This window comes from Plantactinospora sp. BB1 (assembly GCF_003030385.1).
Classification (GTDB): domain Bacteria; phylum Actinomycetota; class Actinomycetes; order Mycobacteriales; family Micromonosporaceae; genus Plantactinospora.
Genome location: NZ_CP028159.1, coordinates 7,591,815 through 7,607,795, shown reverse-complemented (window position 1 = coordinate 7,607,795; position 15,981 = coordinate 7,591,815). Strand labels below are relative to the sequence as shown.

11 protein-coding genes are annotated in these 15,981 nt (G+C 73.0%); 3 read left to right on the top strand and 8 right to left on the bottom strand.

What is annotated here, in order from left to right:
- Positions 1–88: 88 nt before the first annotated feature.
- Positions 89–1,723 carry an ABC transporter substrate-binding protein gene (locus tag C6W10_RS33355; RefSeq protein ID WP_107264487.1) on the bottom strand — a complete coding sequence of 545 codons (1,635 nt, stop codon included), beginning with the start codon at positions 1,721–1,723 and terminating at the stop codon, positions 89–91.
- A gap of 249 nt (positions 1,724–1,972) precedes the next feature.
- On the opposite strand from C6W10_RS33355, the gene C6W10_RS33350 reads away from it, so the two are divergent.
- The gene (locus tag C6W10_RS33350) at positions 1,973–2,935 is read left to right on the top strand and encodes a helix-turn-helix transcriptional regulator (protein WP_107263018.1); all 963 of its coding nucleotides are present in this window, start codon (positions 1,973–1,975) and stop codon (positions 2,933–2,935) included.
- A 38-nt stretch (positions 2,936–2,973) separates the two neighbouring features.
- Here C6W10_RS33350 and C6W10_RS33345 read toward each other — a convergent pair whose 3' ends face one another.
- The 3 genes from C6W10_RS33345 to C6W10_RS33335 form a co-directional block, all read right to left on the bottom strand.
- Complete coding sequence (locus C6W10_RS33345) at positions 2,974–3,462, bottom strand: hypothetical protein (protein WP_107263017.1); 489 nt, start codon at positions 3,460–3,462, stop codon at positions 2,974–2,976.
- Positions 3,463–3,482: 20 nt separating this feature from the next.
- Positions 3,483–5,216, bottom strand: a complete 1,734-nt coding sequence (locus C6W10_RS33340; RefSeq protein WP_159079465.1) for a RyR domain-containing protein — start codon at positions 5,214–5,216, stop codon at positions 3,483–3,485.
- Between the two features lie 153 nt (positions 5,217–5,369).
- Positions 5,370–6,887 (bottom strand): aminopeptidase P family protein, encoded by a 1,518-nt coding sequence (locus C6W10_RS33335; protein ID WP_107263015.1) that lies wholly within the window; start codon positions 6,885–6,887, stop codon positions 5,370–5,372.
- Between the two features lie 209 nt (positions 6,888–7,096).
- On the opposite strand from C6W10_RS33335, the gene asnB reads away from it, so the two are divergent.
- A complete protein-coding gene (gene asnB / locus C6W10_RS33330; protein WP_107264486.1) occupies positions 7,097–9,055 on the top strand; it encodes an asparagine synthase (glutamine-hydrolyzing) in 1,959 nt (652 codons plus the stop codon).
- Positions 9,056–9,134: 79 nt separating this feature from the next.
- Here asnB and C6W10_RS33325 read toward each other — a convergent pair whose 3' ends face one another.
- Positions 9,135–10,232 (bottom strand): lytic polysaccharide monooxygenase, encoded by a 1,098-nt coding sequence (locus C6W10_RS33325; protein WP_369937392.1) that lies wholly within the window; start codon positions 10,230–10,232, stop codon positions 9,135–9,137.
- 554 nt (positions 10,233–10,786) lie between these two features.
- Between C6W10_RS33325 and C6W10_RS33320 the strand changes: the two genes are divergently transcribed.
- Complete coding sequence (locus C6W10_RS33320) at positions 10,787–11,725, top strand: PfkB family carbohydrate kinase (protein WP_107263014.1); 939 nt, start codon at positions 10,787–10,789, stop codon at positions 11,723–11,725.
- A 25-nt stretch (positions 11,726–11,750) separates the two neighbouring features.
- Here the strand turns inward: C6W10_RS33320 and C6W10_RS33315 are convergent, their stop codons facing one another.
- From C6W10_RS33315 to C6W10_RS33300, 3 genes are all read right to left on the bottom strand, one after another.
- Positions 11,751–12,593 carry an MBL fold metallo-hydrolase gene (locus tag C6W10_RS33315; RefSeq protein ID WP_369930449.1) on the bottom strand — a complete coding sequence of 281 codons (843 nt, stop codon included), beginning with the start codon at positions 12,591–12,593 and terminating at the stop codon, positions 11,751–11,753.
- A complete protein-coding gene (locus C6W10_RS33310) occupies positions 12,590–12,976 on the bottom strand; it encodes a thioesterase family protein (RefSeq protein ID WP_107263013.1) in 387 nt (128 codons plus the stop codon). Before C6W10_RS33310 ends, C6W10_RS33315 begins: the two co-directional genes overlap by 4 nt.
- 693 nt (positions 12,977–13,669) lie before the next feature.
- On the bottom strand, positions 13,670–15,961 hold the full coding sequence (locus tag C6W10_RS33300) for an FtsX-like permease family protein (RefSeq protein WP_107263011.1): 2,292 nt from the start codon (positions 15,959–15,961) through the stop codon (positions 13,670–13,672).
- Positions 15,962–15,981: the final 20 nt, after the last annotated feature.

The window sequence follows — 15,981 nt, the reverse complement described above, 5'->3', positions numbered from 1 at the left end:
CGAGCGCCGTCCCTCCGCCGCCGGCGGCACCAGCGGCGGAGGGACGGGCCGTCGTCGGGTACGTCCCCGACGGCCGGGTCGGCACCGGTCAGCCGGTCGCCTCGATCTTCAGCAGGTCGACCTGGCCGAACGCGTCCATCTCGACGTTGCTGACCCGGGTCGAGTGGCCGAAGTTGTTCTGGCCGAACCGGAGCGGGATCACCGGCATCTCCCGGGCCAGGATCTGCTCCGCCTCCTGGTACTTCTTGATCGCCGCCTCCTGGTTCGGCGCCCGCTCACCCTCGGCGACCAGCCGGTCGAACTCGGCGTTGCTGAAGCCGTAGTAGTTCGACGACCCGTCGGTGGTGTAGATCGGCCCGAGGTAGTTCTGCATCGACGGGTAGTCCATCGACCAGCCCATCCGGAACATCCCGACCGGCGTCTTCGCCTCCACCTTGTTGAGCAGGTCGGCGAACCTCGCCTCCGGAGTACTGCTGCACTTCACGCCGAGGTTGTTGGAGAGCTGGTTGCAGGTGGCCTCCACCCACTCCTGGTGGCCGCCGTCGCCGTTGAAGGAGATCTGCAACCGGGCCGGTCCGCCGGCCGCCTGGTAGTCGGCCTTCGCCCTCGCCGGATCGAACTGGCACGCCTCGCCGCAGGTGTCCGGCCGGGCACCTGCGAGCAGCGGGGAGACGAAGGACCGCGCCGAGGTCTGCGAGTCCTTGAAGACGGACTTCACTATCTCGTCCCGGTCGATCGCCATCGAGATCGCCTTGCGTACCTCGGCCCTGGCGAACTCCGGCTGGAAGGTGGGGAAGGCGAGGAACTGGAACGACGACAGCGGGCTCTTCTTGAACCGGTCGCCCAGGTCGCCCGGCGCGGTGCCCAGCGCCTCGGTCGGCACCTGCCTGGTCACGTCGTTGTTCCCGGCGAGCAGGTCGGCGTAGTCGGCGGCCAGCTCCTGGTAGATCTGGAAGACCACGCCGCCGATCTTGGGCTTCGGGCCGGGGTACGCGTCGTAGCGCTCGACCTCGATCCGGCTGTCGTGCTGCCAGCTCCCCTTCATCCTGAACGGCCCGTTGCCGATCGGGGCCTGCTCGAAGCCCTCCTTCAACACCCCGTCCGAGGCCCACGCGGCGTTCGGCAGCGGCGCGAAGACGTGGTAGCCGAGCACCGACTCGAACTCGGCGAACGACGCGGAGAGGGTGATGGTGAAGGTGAGGTCGTCGACCTTCTGCAGGCCGGTCAGCTTCTTCGCCTTCGGCTCCGGAGCCTTCTGCGGACCCTCGCCGTCCGGATCGGTCGACTGGAGGTCGTCGTACCCCTGGACCTTGCCGAAGAAGTACGCCCCGCCGTGGCCGTTCGGTCCGTACGCCGCGTGGTTCCAGGCGTTGATGTAGCTGTCGGCGTTGACCGGCTCTCCGTTGTGGAAGGTGTACCCGCTCTTCAGCTTCACCGTCCACAGTTTGTTGTCGGTCGACTCGATCGACTCCGCCGCCACCTCGAACGGCTTCTTGTTCTCGTCGAAGTCGACCAGCGGGGTGTAGAGGGCGGCCAGCACCTGCGCCCCGGCGCTCTCGGTCGCGTTCGACGGGATCAGGTGCTGCGGCTCGGCGATGCCGATCCGCACCACCGCGTCGGCGTCCGAGGTGCTCGGGTCCTCGCCGCCGCCACTGCACCCCGTCGCGGCGAGTACGGCGGCCAGCGCCGCCGCGCTCCAGGTCATCCGTCTGGACACCGGCATGAAGACTCCCTCACATCGACGCCGCACCTCGGGCACCGCCGGCGGCGTGACCTCGCCGGGCGCGACGGTCGTCGTCCGGCCGGACCGGACCATCACCGGCCGGCTCCTGCTCCCAGTTACGAGCCGATCAGCCCGTCGCGGCAATGCTTTTGACTGGGTCCAAACCGTCCGGAGAGCCGACAACTGGGCGGCGGGGTGACCGCGTCTCGTGATCAGACATCAGCCGTGCGGTGCCGCTCGGCTCCAGGCGTGGAGGTGGTGATGATCCGGATCTGGTTGGGCCCCGAGGACATCGCCCGGACCCGGATCGCACCCGCGCCCCTCCCGCTGTACGAGGTCTTCGTCAGCCTCGCCGGGTCCCCGGCCGACGACGCGGCGGGTCCGGTGGCCGGGCCGGAACTCGCCGGCTGGCTGCGTGAGCTGACCGAGGCGACCGACGCGGCGTGGGGCGTCCGGCGGAGGTCGACGCCGGCCCTCCGGCCCGAGTCGGCCGACCTGCTCGCCCCGCTGACCGAGGACCGGACCCTGGAGGGCGCCCTCGCCTGGTTGCTCACCACCTCGGCGCGCCGGGCCCGCAGCCTGGCGGCGGCGGTGCGCGGCTACTACGACCGGCGGGTACGCGCCGAGCTGACCGCCTGGGAGTCGGTGGTCCGGCTCGACGTCAACGAGCGCGGCCGTGCCCTGGCCACCGGCGGGGTGGAGGCGCTGCTGGCGATGTTCGACCCGTGGGCGGCATGGCGTAACCCGGTGCTCTCGGTCTCCTCCAGCATCGACCTGGACCTGCGGCCGAACGGCGCCGGCCTGCTGCTGGTGCCCTCGGTCGCCGCCCGGAAGCTCTGGGTCGGCGGGCAACCCGACTCGGTGGTGCTGGCCTATCCGGTACGCCGGCCCCGCACCCCCGGCGGTCGTGCGCCCGGGCACCGGCCGGTTCCGGCGTACGCGCTGGGCGCCGCCGCGGCCACCGGGGATCCGCTGACCGCGCTGCTCGGGCGCTCCCGGGCGGCGGTGCTCCGGGCCGCCATGGTCGGGGCGAACACCACCGATCTGGCCCGCCGGGCCGGCATCAGCACCCCGTCCGCGTCCCAGCACGCCAGCGTGCTCCGCGACGCCGGACTGCTGCGGACCACCCGGCACGGCAAGGCGGCCCACCACACGCTCACCCCGCTGGCCCGCGCCCTGCTCACCGCCGACGACGCCGTCAGCCGACGCTGACCGGCGCCGGGTTTCAGCGGCGGCGGGCGCCGGCCGGCTCAGAGTTTCAGCCGGCGGGCGCCGGCCGGCCAGAGTACGGTCACCGGCAGGTCCCGGGACTGCGCCGCCCGGACCACGTCGGCGGTGTCCCCGACGTCCGCCGACGGGTTGCCGTCCCAGACCGCGAAGAGCCGCTCGCACCGGCGCAGCATCTCCAGGCTCGCCGCCAGGTACGCCGCCCGCCCCGAGCGCGGAAACGGCATGTACGACACCGAGGTGGCCCGGCGCAGCAGCTCGTCGAAGGCGGGCAGGTTGTGCGCCCGTACCGACCGCTGCCGGTAGTCCCGGGCCGGGATCACCGCCTCGAAGCTCCCGCCGCTGTCGAGTACCGCCCGGGCGAAGATCTGGTCGGCGCCGTCGGCGAGGCAGGTGATCCCGTGCAGCTCCGGCCCGGCGTACGGGCGCAGCTCCTCGGTCAGCCGGGCGTAGACCAGCTCCGCCGTGCCGTCGGCGAGCACTACGTGCCCGGTGACACCGATGCGGGCCATCCAGCACCGTCCGTTCGTGGTTACGCGTGCCCGACGCGGACGATCCGGAAGCCCGCGTCGGCCAGGATGACCGGGAGTTCCCGGACCGCCTCGTGGTTACGCTCCCGGAGATCTTCCCGTAGATCCTCCCAGGGGCTCAACGCCGGATGGAGTCGTCGCTCGTCGTCCCGGTGTGGCGCGTACCGCCAGCCGCTCGCCACCTGCTCGGCCAGCCAGCGCTGGTGCTCCAGGATGGCCAGCCGCTCGATTTCGGGCTCCTCCAGGGCGTGCTCGTCGCCCGGCCCGACCCGGGGCGACAGGGCGCAGCCGAGCTCCCGCAGCTTGCGGCCGATGTCCTTGGCCTGGGCCCGGTTGGCCCGGCGCAACGACTCCGGCAGCTCCTCCCAGGGCACCAGCGCGGGGTTGCCACCGGGCCGTTCACCGTGCCGGCGCCGGGCCACCACGTAACTCTCGTGGATCACCCGGGCCAGCCGTTCCACCAGGTCGTCCCCGATCAGCGCCGGGTCGCAGGCGGCGTGCACCACGCCGTAGAGCCGGAGCGCGCCGGAGAGGTCGTCGAGGACGCCGAGGCCGGTCCCGCTGCCGAACGCCTCCCGCAGGTTGGCCAGCCGGTCCAGCCGGACCACCATCGAGCCGGGCCCGCCGTGCCAGAGCTGCTCGGCGGTGAGCGCCGTCTTCAGCGCCCGCTCCTCGTCGTCGTAGCAGATGAAGACCCGGTCCGGCGGGAGCGGGAAGCCGGCCCGGGGAAGCTGGCCGAGCAGCTCGCCGAGGCCGCCGTCGAGCGGGATGATCCGGCAGACCCGGGACAGGAACGGATAGCGGTGGGTGAGCTGGGCCGCCGCCTCGGTCGCCGCCTCGTCGACCAGGACCAGGGGTACCAGCCGGGCGCCGTGCGGGTCGCGTACCCGCCAGCGCCGGGCCAGCTCGACCAGTACCGCCCGGCCGAACGCGGTGGCGCCGAGCACCACCACCCGGGGCGGCCGGCCGTCCACGGCGGTCAACGGGTCCTCGGCGAAGAGCTTCCGGGCGGCCAGGTCGTCGATGTTGAAGAAGTCCAGCCGGGCGCCGGGGTGCCGGGCCAGGCCCAGGTGCCGGGCCTGCAACGCGAGGCAGAGTTCCGGGTCGGCGACCTGGGCGTACACGGTCAGCGGGGAACGGCCGTGCCGGGCCGCGGCCAGCCCGATCGCGGCGTTGGTGGCGCTGTCGTCGGTACACGCGTAGACGGCCCTGGCCCGGCCGATGCCGGCGCCGCGCAGCACGCTCGGGTCCCGGGCGGCCCGCGCCACCTGGCCGGAGCCGGACGGCGTCGTGACGTCGGAGCGGACGGCCACCACCCGGTGGCCGGCGGCCTGGAGCCGGCGGGCCAGGGTGTCCGCCACCAGGCCGTCGCCGCAGACGATGACGTGCCCCCGGGCGTTGCGGTCGCGCAGCCGGCGCAGCTCGGTGGCGAAGAGCAGCCGGCAGGCCTCCACCAGGGCGTACGCGGTGACCGCCGGTGCGGCGAACCGGGCGAAGTTCAGCAGCGCCGGAAACGGCCCGCCGTCGTCCAGCGGCGGCGCGCCGAGCACGAAGAGCTGTAGGTCGTAGTAGATCAGGTCGAACGGGTCGGAGCCGTAGCCGCCGGTCCGTTCGATGTGCTGGGAGAGCCCGAGGTAGCCACAGACGAAGGCGACCACTCCGGCGAGCGCGAACACCAGTCTGAGCACACTCTTGGTCGGTGCGCGGGGCGGCTCGCCGAGGTTGTTTCCGGGCACCACACCTCTCCTGCTGTCCGGTGCGACGACGCAGCGCTATCGTACCGTCGCGGTCTGCCCGCAGCGAACGTGAAATGATCGAGACTTTTCCCTGCACCGGGAGGCCGTCGCCGGCCGGGACGGGTCCCGACCGGCGACGGGAAGCCGGTCGGTTCAGCCGGGCAGCCGGAACCCGGCGTCGCGCTGGGCGGCCAGCCACGCCTCCACCTCGTCGGCCCGCCGGGGCAGCCCGGCCGAGAGGTTGACCGCGCCGTCCGCCGTGACGAGTACGTCGTCCTCGATCCGGATGCCGATCCCGCGCAGCTCGGCCGGGACCAGGTCGTCCTCGGGCTGGAAGTAGAGCCCCGGCTCGACGGTCAGCACGTACCCCTCGCCGAGGGTGCCGTCCCGGTAGCTCTCCTTGCGGGCGTTGGCGCAGTCGTGCACGTCGAGCCCGAGCATGTGCCCGAAGCCGTGCAGCGTCCACCGGCGGTAGACCATCGACGTCTCGTCCATCGCCTCGTCCACGCTGACCGGCAGCAGACCCAGCTCGGCGAGCCCCTCGGCGAGCACCCGCATGCAGGTCCGGTGCACGTCCTTGAAGGTCACCCCGGGCCGGATGAAGTCGATGCCGGCCTGCTGGGCCGCGTACACGATGTCGTAGACCTGGCGTTGCAGCGGGGAGAAGCTGCCGGAGACCGGCAGCACCCGGGTCACGTCGGCGGTGTAGAGGTGCCGCCCCTCCACGCCCATGTCCATCAGCAGCAGCTCGCCCGGCCGGGTGATGCCGGTGTTGTGGATCCAGTGCAGGATCGTGGCGTGCTCGCCGGCACCGACGATCGAGTTGTAGCCGACGTCGTAGCCGTCGTGCCGGGCCCGCAGCCCGAAGACCCCCTCCAGGAGCCGCTCGCTGACCGGGCGGTCGGCCGGCAGCACCCGGGCGACGTCCTCGAAGCCGCGTACGGTGGCGTCGATCGCCTCCTGGAGCTGGGCGATCTCCCACTCGTCCTTGACCAGCTTCTGTTCCGAGAGCAGCGCGGCCAGCTCCCGGTCCCGGCCGAGTCGGGCGTCGGAGTCCTCGGTCGCTCCGCTCTTCGGCGGCTCGTACGGCCGCACCGCGCCGTCCACCGCCGGGTCCAGCCCGCGCAGCACCCGGGTCCGACCGGGGGCGCAGTCGGCCAGCGCCTCCGGCAGCTCGGACAGGGGCGCGGTCTCGATGCCCAGCTCGGTCGACTTCTCGGTCAGGGTGTGCCGGCGGCCGACCCAGAGTTCGCCGTTGCGGCTGCGGAAGAACTCGTCGGTCTCCCGCGAGGAGCGGGGGCGCATGTAGAGCACCGCGTCGTGGCCGGAGCCGTTCGGGCGCATCACCAGCACGCCGTCCGGATCGTGGTCGCCGGTGAGGTAGACGAAGTCGCTGCCGGGGCGGAACCGGTAGGCGGTGTCGTTGGCGCGTACCTTCTCCGGGCCGGTCGGGATCACCAGGGTCTCGCCGGGCAGGGCCGCCGAGAGCGCCGCCCGGCGCTTGGCGTGGTTGGGCACCTCGGGCCGGGGGCCGACCGGCAGGGTGCTGTCCCGCCAGCCCTGCCACATGAACTCGAGGAACTTCTCCGGGAAGTCCGGGTCGTGTGACTCCGTCCGGGCCGTCTCCACCTCTGCCGGCTCCGCCGTGATGTCGGTGTGCTCGTCTGACATCGCCGCTCCTCCCTCGTCCGGCCCGGTCCTCGCGAGGTCCGGTCGGCGTACGGCGGGGATCGACGACTCCCGCCGGCTGGCGACCCTGTCCCTCGTCCGGCTGACCTGATCTGCGCTTCTGGCGTGCCCCGACCGTACCGTGCCCGGAGCGGTCGGTCTCGGTGGCGGTGCCGGCACAGCGGACGGGTCCGCGTGGAAAGATGACCGCCATGTGCGGACTCCTGGCCTTCTTCAGCGCGCACGGCAACGCCGGCGCACACCGAGACGCCCTGGCCGGTGCGTTGGAATGCCTGCACCACCGGGGACCGGACGAGACCGGCGTAGAGGTGATTTCCACCCCGGACGGGTACACCGACGCCGTTTTCGCACACAAACGGCTCTCGATCATCGACGTGGCGTCCAGCCACGAGCCGCTGCCGTACGCGGGCGGCCGCTACCTGCTGACCTTCAACGGCGAGATCTACAACTACATCGAGCTGCGCGAGGAGCTGGCCCGGGACTACGGCGCCCAGTTCGCCACCGCCGGTGACGGCGAGGTGATCGTCGCCGGCTTCCACTACTGGGGAGAGCAGGTGCTCACCCGGCTGCGCGGGATGTTCGCCTTCGTGATCTGGGACCGGCAGCAGCGCCGCGCCTTCGGCGCCCGGGACTACTTCGGGATCAAGCCGCTGCACTACCTCCAGACCCGGGACGGGGTCTACCTCGCCTCGGAGAAGAAGGCGCTGCTGCCGTTCGCGCCCTCGGCGCACGCCGGTGACGCCGGGGTGGACACCGCCAACCTGTCGCACTACCTGACCTTGCAGTACGTCCCCGAGCCCGGCACCCTGCACCAGGGGATCAACCGGATCGGCTCGGGGGAGTACCTCACCTGGAGCCCGGGCCGGCAGATCGAGGTGCGCCGCTGGTACCGGCCGGTGTTCCGGCCCGCTCCGGTCCAGGAGCCGCAGAAGCTCTACGACCGGATCCGGGAGACGCTGCGGGAGAGCGTCCGGATGCACATGCGGGCCGACGTGCCGGTGGGCTGCTTCCTCTCCAGCGGCATCGACTCGACCGCGGTGGTGGCGCTGGCCCGGGAGTTCAACCCCAACATCCTCACCTTCACCGTCGGCTACGACGTGCCCGGCTACTCCGAGATCGAGGTGGCCCAGGACTCGGCCCGGCACCTCGGGGTCACCACCATCCCGACCAAGATCGGCCCCCGGGACATGATGGAGGCGCTGCCGAAGATCGTCTGGCACCTGGACGACCCGGTCGCCGACCCGGCCCTGGTGCCGCTCTACTTCGTCGCCAAGAAGGCCGCCGAGCACGTCACGGTGGTGCTCTCCGGCGAGGGCGCGGACGAGTTCTTCGGCGGGTACACGATCTATCGGGAGCCGCTCTCGCTCGGCACCGTCAACGGCCTGCCCGGCGGGGTGCAGAAGGGGCTGCGGGCGGTCTCCAAGGCGATCCCGCAGGGGGTCAAGGGGAAGAGCTTCCTGGAGCGCGGCACCACCCCGATCGAGCAGCGCTACTACGGCAACGCCCGGATGTTCACCGAGGAGGAGAAGCAGAAGCTGCTCCGCCGCTACGACCCGGCCGTCCGCTACACCGACGTCACGGCGCCGATCTACGCCGAGTGCACCGAGCTGGACGACGTGACCAAGATGCAGTACGTCGACCTCTACACCTGGCTGCGCGGCGACATCCTGGTCAAGGCGGACCGGATCTCGATGGCGCACTCGCTGGAGGTGCGGGTGCCCTTCCTCGACCGAGAGGTCTTCGAGGTCGCCGCCGGCATCCCGGTGGACCTGAAGCTGCCGCCCCGCTCCGACGCCACGAAGTGGGCGATGCGGCAGGCGTTGCAGGGCGTGGTGCCGCCGGCCATCGTCAACCGGCGCAAGCTCGGCTTCCCGACCCCGACCCGGGTCTGGCTGGCCGGCGAGATGTACGAGTGGGCCCGGCACATCTTCTCGATCTCCGGCGCCGGTGAGCTGCTCGACCTCTCGTACGCGATGCGGCTGCTCGACGAGCACCAGCGGGGCGAGGCCGACCACTCCCGCAAGATCTGGACCGTGCTGATCTTCTGTGTCTGGCACGCCATCTTCGTGGCCCGCACCCTGGACCCGGGCATCCAGCGCAACCAGTCGGCGCTGCTCACCAAGCCGGTGGTCGGCTCGATGGTGCGCTGACCACCCGGTCGATTCCCGAAGCGGGCAGCGAACGGGCCCGGCGCCGCCGACGCCGGGCCCGTCGCGTTCCGCGGGGTGGTTACGAGCTGGTGCAGGTCAGCGTCGGGGCACCGCTGGTGTTGCCGCTGCCGACGAAACCGAAGGTGGCGCTCGCACCGGGGGCGAGGCTGCCGTTGTGGGCGACGTTCCGGACTGTCACCGTACTGCCGCTCTGGGTGTGCGTACCGTTCCACAGGCTGCCGATGGTCTCGCCGTTCGCCCAGATCCAGCCGGCCGTCCAGCCGCCCAGCGTGGCGGTGCCGCTGTTCCGGACCGTCACCTCGGCCTGGAAGCCACCGCTCCAGCTACCGGTCGACCGGTACGTCGCGGTGCAGGCACCGGTGCCCGGGTTGTTGGTCGGCGGGTTCGTCGGGTTGCCGGTCGGCGGGTTGGTCGGCGGGTTCGTCGGCGGGTTGGTCGGGTTGCTGCCACCCGGGCCGGCCCCGGTGACCTCGCCGTTGCCGCCGTCGAAGACCACGTCGGAGCAGCCGAAGAAGTTCTCCTGGCTGTCCGAGCGGACCCAGCGGGAGTAGATGATGTGCCGGCCGCTCTTGCCGGTCGGCAGCCGCCCGCTGAAGTAGTAGTGGCCATCGTTGGTGCCGACCGCGCCCTGCTGCGGCGGGTTGGTCACCGTCAGGAACGGCGTCGCCTCCAGGTCACTCCAGTTCAGCGCCCGGGTCGGGCTGAAGCCGTCCCGGGTCACGTAGAAGTAGAACGTGCCGGGGTGGTGGGCCCAGTTGCTGTACTTGAAGTTGAAGTTGCCGCCGGCGGTCAGGTGGGTCAGCGGCCAGTCGTTGCGGGCCAGGTTGTAGCCGCTGAAGCTGCTGTTGCCGCCGCTGCAGAGCTGCCCGTCCGGGACGAAGCCGGTGGTCCGGCCGCCCGCGTCCGAGCGGAGCACGCTGAACCAGTTGTAGAGCGAGTTGGCCCCGCTCTGCGCGACCGCGGCCGCGCAGGCCGGGTTGTTGGGCCTGATGTCGCCCTGCGGGCTGAGCCCGTCCTTCCAGCAGAGGAAGGTACGGCTGCCCGGCGCCATGGCGGCACCGTGCGCGACGGCCGGAGTGGGATTGACCACCGTGATGACACCGGCGGTGAGCGCGGCCACGGCGCCGAGGGCCGCGATCCTGCGTAGACGTTTCACCGAGTTCTCCTTCTGGGGGCAGTGTCGCAGCGGGTAACCGACGCTGCGGACGACCTGCGGGGGACCCGCGACACGGCGGGCGCCCGCTTCCGACACTGGTTGCGGTATCGCCGGTCCGCCCCGCCAGAGGTGGTGGGCTGGTATCTGCCGGATGGCAGACGGGCGACACGGCGCACAGTCCGATCACGGATGTGTGCCCTTCGCGTGGCCCCTTGCCGGCACCCGGCACAGCGCGTCAGCCCCCGCACTGGCTCGGTACGGGCAATCGCATCACGGAACCCGGCGCCGAGGCAATAGGAATCTCTCGATGAAAAGTTTCCAGGCGGATTGACGGATGTCGGGGTCGGACGTCCGGCCGACCTGCTCCCGGGCCCGCGCCCCGCACACGGCCCGGTACCCCGGAACGATCTCGTGCGCTTCCGTCATGCCGGCGGAGTCTGCCCGGCGGGTACGACGGGAGCGGCGGTGTGCCAGGGTCAGGGGGATACACCGGAACCCGCCGGTGCCGGCCGGCCCGGGTCGGCACGGACGGCGGTGCGGGTCGGGAGGTTCGGATGGGATACGCGGTGGTGCTCGGCGAGGCCCTCGTCGACCTGCTCGACGGCGAGTACGACGGGCAGCCCGTCTACCGGCAGGCGATCGGCGGGGCGCCGCTGAACGTGGCCGTCGGGGCGGCCCGGCTCGGTGCCGAGGTGGAGTTCGCCGGCTCGCTCGGCGACGACGTACTCGCCGGGCGGATCGCCGACTTCCTGGCCGGCGCCGGGGTCGGCCGGCGGGGCGTGGTGGTCCGCCCCGTACCGACCGCGCTGGCGGTGGCCACCTTCGCCGGGGCGGAACCCGACTTCCGGTTCTACGGCGAGCCGCTCTCCTACGGGCTGCTCGGGCCGGAGGATCTCGACGTACCCCTGGTCGAGGGCGCCTCGGTGCTCTACGCCGGCTCGATCGTGCTGCTCTGCCCGCCGGTGCTGGCCGCCGCCCGGCGGGCCTGGACGCTCGCCACCGGCCTGCGGGTCTTCGACCCGAACGTCCGACCCCGGCTGCTGCCGGACGAGGCCGCGGTGGCCGGGCTCCGGGCCGTGGTGGCCGAGTTCGTCGCCTCCGCCGACCTGGTCAAACTGAGCCTGGCCGACGCGGAGGTGCTCTACGGCGACACCGTCCCCGAGGCCGCCGCCGGGCGGCTGCACGACCTCGGCGCCGGCACCGTCGTGGTCACCCTCGGACCGCGCGGCGCGCTGGTCTCGACCGCCGCCGGCACCACCGGGGTACGCCTGCCGGCGCCGGCGGTCGAGGCCGTGGACGCGACCGGCGCCGGCGACTCGGTGATGGCGGCCCTGATCGCCGACCTGCTCGCCGACGGGCTCCCGGTCGACGCGGCCGGCTGGTCCGAGCGGGTCGGCTACGCGCTCCGGGTCGCCGGACTGGTCTGCGAGTCTCCGGGCGGCGCGGTCTCGATGCCGACCCGGGCCCAGGTCGCCCGCCGCTTCCCCGACTGACCCGACTCGTGCGGACGCCGGCCGGTCAGCCGTCGCCGCGCAGTTCGGCGTAGCCGCGCTGGACGGCGGCGAGGCCGGCCTCCGGGCCGAACGGCGTGCGCTGGGCGACCCGCTCGGCGGGAGCCCGGTCCGCGTCCCCGTTGCGGATCAGCCAGCTCATCGTGGCCAGGTCGTCGTGCTGGACCCGGACGAATTCGGTGTCGACCACCGTGCCGTGCCCGGGGACCACCACGCTGCCCGGGGTGAGCAGGCGCAGCAGCGCGGTGACGGTCTCCACCCACTCCAGCGGGAAGGCGTCCTCGAAGGCCGGCGGGCCGCTCTGCTCGATCAGGTCACCGGCGACCAGCACGTCGGCGTCCGGCACCTGCACCACCAGGTCACCCTCGGTGTGCCCGCGTCCGAGGTGCCGCAGCAGCACCGCCCGGCCGCCGACGTCGATGGTGGCCTCCTGGCGTACCGGGTGGGTGGGGGCGAGCACCGTGGTCCGGGCGAGTTCGGCGGCGAGCCCGGGATCGGCGGGCAGCACCTCGTCGTACGCCTGCCGGCGCACCAGCGCGGGCTGTTCGCGCAGCAGCCGGGCGGTCTCCTCGTGGGCGTAGATCGGCACCGGACCGGCTGCGGCCAGTGCCGCGTTGCCGAAGCAGTGGTCGAAGTGGTGGTGCGTGTTGACCACCACCAGCGGGTCGGCGGTGAGCCTCCGGACGGCGGCGAGCAGCTCGGCGGCCTGGCCGGCGGTGGAGAGGGTGTCCACCACCAGCGCACCACCGTCGCCGACCACCAGGGTCACGTTGACGTCGAGCAGCGGCTGGCGCAGCACGTACACCCGGTCGGCGACCTCGGTGAAGGCGAGGCCCACGGTGGCGGTCATGCCGGGCCCTGCTGCGCCCGCTCGACGAAGCGGTGCCGGTCCACCAGGACCCGTTCGACCCGGCCCTCGGCCACCGTCGTCGCGCCCTCGGTGACAGCCACCTCGAAGAGCAGCCGGCGCCCGTCGACCTTGGCCAACCGGGCCTGCGCCACGGCGGTCCGGCCGACCGGGGTCGGCACCCGGTGGTCGAGTTCGACCCGCATCCCGACGGTGGTCATCCCGGTCGGTAGCCGGCTCGCCGTGGCGGCGACGGTGGCCGCCTCGGCCAGCGCCAGCACCCTGGGGGTACCCAGCACCGGCACGTCGCCGGAGCCGACCGCCTGCGCGGTGTCGACGTCGGTGACGGTCAGCTCGACCCGGGCGGTCAGGCCCGGCGGAAACACGCTCTGTGACTCGGACGCGGCCGGGCGTGACTCGGGCGCGGCGGGGCGTGCTTCGGGTGCGGCGGGGCGTGTTTCGGGTGCGGCGGGGCGTGTTTCGGGTGCGGCTGCGCTGACCTGCGGTTGCGTCGAACCGTCCGACGCTGACTCCGGCGCCTGTCCGGCCGGGTGTTCCTGATCCATCAGCAAAGCGTAGATGTTCGGCCGACCGCTGACGCCGACACGCGACGACACGCCGGACGACTGTCGGACAGTCCACAGCCGGCCCGCTCCCCGGACCGTCGAAACCGTACGTGACCAGGGGTTTCCCGACGGAATCGCCAGGTCCGGCCGCCGGTCGCCACCCGGCCCCTGCTCCGACACTCGTGGGCTGAAGTCCGGGCCGTCCGCCAGTGCCCCGGGAGAGCCACCGCCCCGCATCCGGGTGGATGCACAAGCGGGCCGCCGCCCGTCCTCGGTCACCTGGACACCAGATGCGCTACGACCGATCGATTACGCCTCTGCTGTCCAGGTGAGTGCGGCCGACCGGCAGCCGTGGTGGGCGCACAAGCGGGGCAGCTGGACAGTCTCCGAGTGGGGCACTCCTCGCCGGCCGAGCCGGCGGCCGAGCCGGCGGCCGAGCCGGCAGCCGAGCCGGCAGCCGAGCCGCCGGCCGCCTGGGCGGGGGCACCGGCTGTCGCCGATCACCTCGCCCGGTCAGGGTCGGCGGAGCTGTTCGGCGGTGATCCGCTGGGTCAACCAGGCCGGTACGGCGATCAGCACCACCCCGACCACCAGCGCCCCGCCGGCCAGCCAGAGCGTCGGGGCGACCCGGTCGAAGACCTGCGCTCGGTCGACGTCGAAGAGGCCGGCGAGCACGGTCGCGATGATGATCGTGGCCAGGCTGGCCAGGCCGAGCCCGATCACCAGCGGCAGGGTGCCGAACCCGACCTCTCCGGCGGTGATGGTGCGCGGGCTGGTGCCGACCACGGCCAGCGTGGCGTTGTCGCGGCGCCGTTCCACGGTGCGGTCGATCGCGGCGGCGGCGAACGCCCCGATCCCGAGCACGAAGCTCAGGGTCAGCCCGGCGACCAGCAGCGTCACCAGGAGTTCCGCGTCGAATCCGCGACGGGCGCCGAGGTCGCCTTCGAGATAGCGGGTCGGCACCCGGGCGGCCAGCACCTGGGCGGCCCGGTCGGCGGCGGCCGGATCGGTCGCCACCAGGTGCACCGAGGACGACGGCGGTACCTCCAGCGTGGCGGCGACCGCTGCCTGCCGGGTGATCAGCATCGGTCCGCCCATACCGACGTCGAACCGCATCCGGGTGTGCAGGATCTGCTCCGGCACCGGTATCCGGGTCCCGCCTTGCGCGACCACCTCGGCGCCGGGCTGCGGCAGCGGTGCCCCGCCGAAGAAGGACTCGTGCACCAGCCGGTAGGTCCGGCCGTCCACACACGATTCCCCGGCGCCGAGCGCGAACATGCCGGTGAAGTCGGCACAGTCGCCGACGACCAGGAAGTCCGGCTCGCCGGAGACGGTCGCCGGCACGCCGACCAGGTCGACGAGCTGCACGCCGGGGAGCTGCCGCAGTTCCGCGGCGGGCAGCGGACCCGGGCCGAGGAGCTGGTACATCCGGCGTCCGGCCGGGTCGTTGGTCGGGCTGAGGCCGCGATCGTTGACGATCAGGCTGACGCCGAGCGAGCCCATCCCGGCGACGTAGACCATCACGGCGAAGGCGGCGACCAGCCGGGGTGCCACCCCTGGCGTGTGCCGCAGCCGGGCGGCGGCCAGTTCCAGCCAGACCGGGGTACCCGGCAGCCGGGCGACCAGCGCGGCGGCGGCGTACCCGAGGGTGGGTAGGGCGAGCGGCAGGGCAAGGCCGGTGAGCAGCATCGAGACGGCGAAGAGCAGGGCGTCGGACTGGGTGGGTTCGTGCCGGCCGGACCAGCCGGCCAGTACCGCACCGGCGAGCCCGGCCAGCAGCGGGAGGACCCGCCAGACGCCGGGGCGGCGGTGCGGCGCGTCCCGGCGTACCGCCAGCGGGTCGATCCGGGCGGACCGGGTGGCGAGTACGCCGACGGCGACCGCGTACGCCACGGTCACCGCGACCATCCCGACGACCACCGGCACCGGTACGGCGAGGTCGGCGGCGTACCAGCGCAGCCGCCCGATCCGCCAGCCCGCCGAGACCGGGGCGAGAATCGCGAAGGCGGCCAGCCCGAGCAGCGCGCCGCCGAGGGTGACCACCCCGGTCTCCACCGCGTTGACCAGGGTCGCCTGCCGGGCCGAGACGCCGAGCAGCCGCAGCGCGGCGATCCGCCGGTCCCGGGTGGAGGCGGAGAGCCGGGCGCAGGTGGCCAGGAAGACGCCGAACGGGACCAGTACGAAGAGCCCGAAGGCGCCGGCCAGGATCCGGGCCGGGGTGAAGACGTCCGGCCCGGCGCCCTGGCCGAGGGCGTAGTTCAGCGGGTGACCGAACCCGGTGACCGGCCAGTGTTCGTCGAGCATCCGCTCCACCTCCGGCACGGTCACCGGTTCGGCCCCGACGTAGGCCAGCAGTTCGTCCGGGGCGAGCAGCCCGGCCGGGCCGACCGTGCCGATCACCCGCTGGGGCAGGCGTGCCGCCGCTCTTCCGTCGGTGGCGAGCAGGTCGCGCAGGGCCGGCGAGACCACCATCTCCCCGGGTGCGGGCAGCGCGGCCACCCCGGGCGGGCGAGGGCTGGTCGCGGTGGCACCGATCACGGCGGTACGCCGGAGCACCCGGCCGCCGACCACGTCCTCGATGTCGTAGATCCGCAGCGCCGACGGGCTGGCCGGGTTCTCCTCGCGGACCGGGGTGCGCGCCTCGGCCCGCCCGTGCTGTGCCCCGGCCACCGAGACCGTGGCCAGTGACGCCAGCACCAGCAGTACGCCGAGCGCCGCCCCGGACGACATCAGCGCGGTACGCAGCAGCCCGCCCCGGCCGGAGCCGACCGAGAGCCGCAGTCCGAGCCAGATCCACCGCCTCATGCCGTCGCCCCTTCCGGCCG

Excerpts from the sequence above, each read along its gene's own strand:
- C6W10_RS33355 (WP_107264487.1), bottom strand. The coding sequence starts at position 1,723 with ATGCCGGTGTCCAGACGGATGACCTGGAGCGCGGCGGCGCTGGCCGCC.
- C6W10_RS33345 (WP_107263017.1), bottom strand. The coding sequence starts at position 3,462 with ATGGCCCGCATCGGTGTCACCGGGCACGTAGTGCTCGCCGACGGCACG.
- C6W10_RS33335 (WP_107263015.1), bottom strand. The coding sequence starts at position 6,887 with ATGTCAGACGAGCACACCGACATCACGGCGGAGCCGGCAGAGGTGGAG.
- asnB (WP_107264486.1), top strand. The coding sequence starts at position 7,097 with ATGTGCGGACTCCTGGCCTTCTTCAGCGCGCACGGCAACGCCGGCGCA.
- C6W10_RS33320 (WP_107263014.1), top strand. The coding sequence starts at position 10,787 with ATGGGATACGCGGTGGTGCTCGGCGAGGCCCTCGTCGACCTGCTCGAC.
- C6W10_RS33315 (WP_369930449.1), bottom strand. The coding sequence starts at position 12,593 with ATGACCGCCACCGTGGGCCTCGCCTTCACCGAGGTCGCCGACCGGGTG.
- C6W10_RS33300 (WP_107263011.1), bottom strand. The coding sequence starts at position 15,961 with ATGAGGCGGTGGATCTGGCTCGGACTGCGGCTCTCGGTCGGCTCCGGC.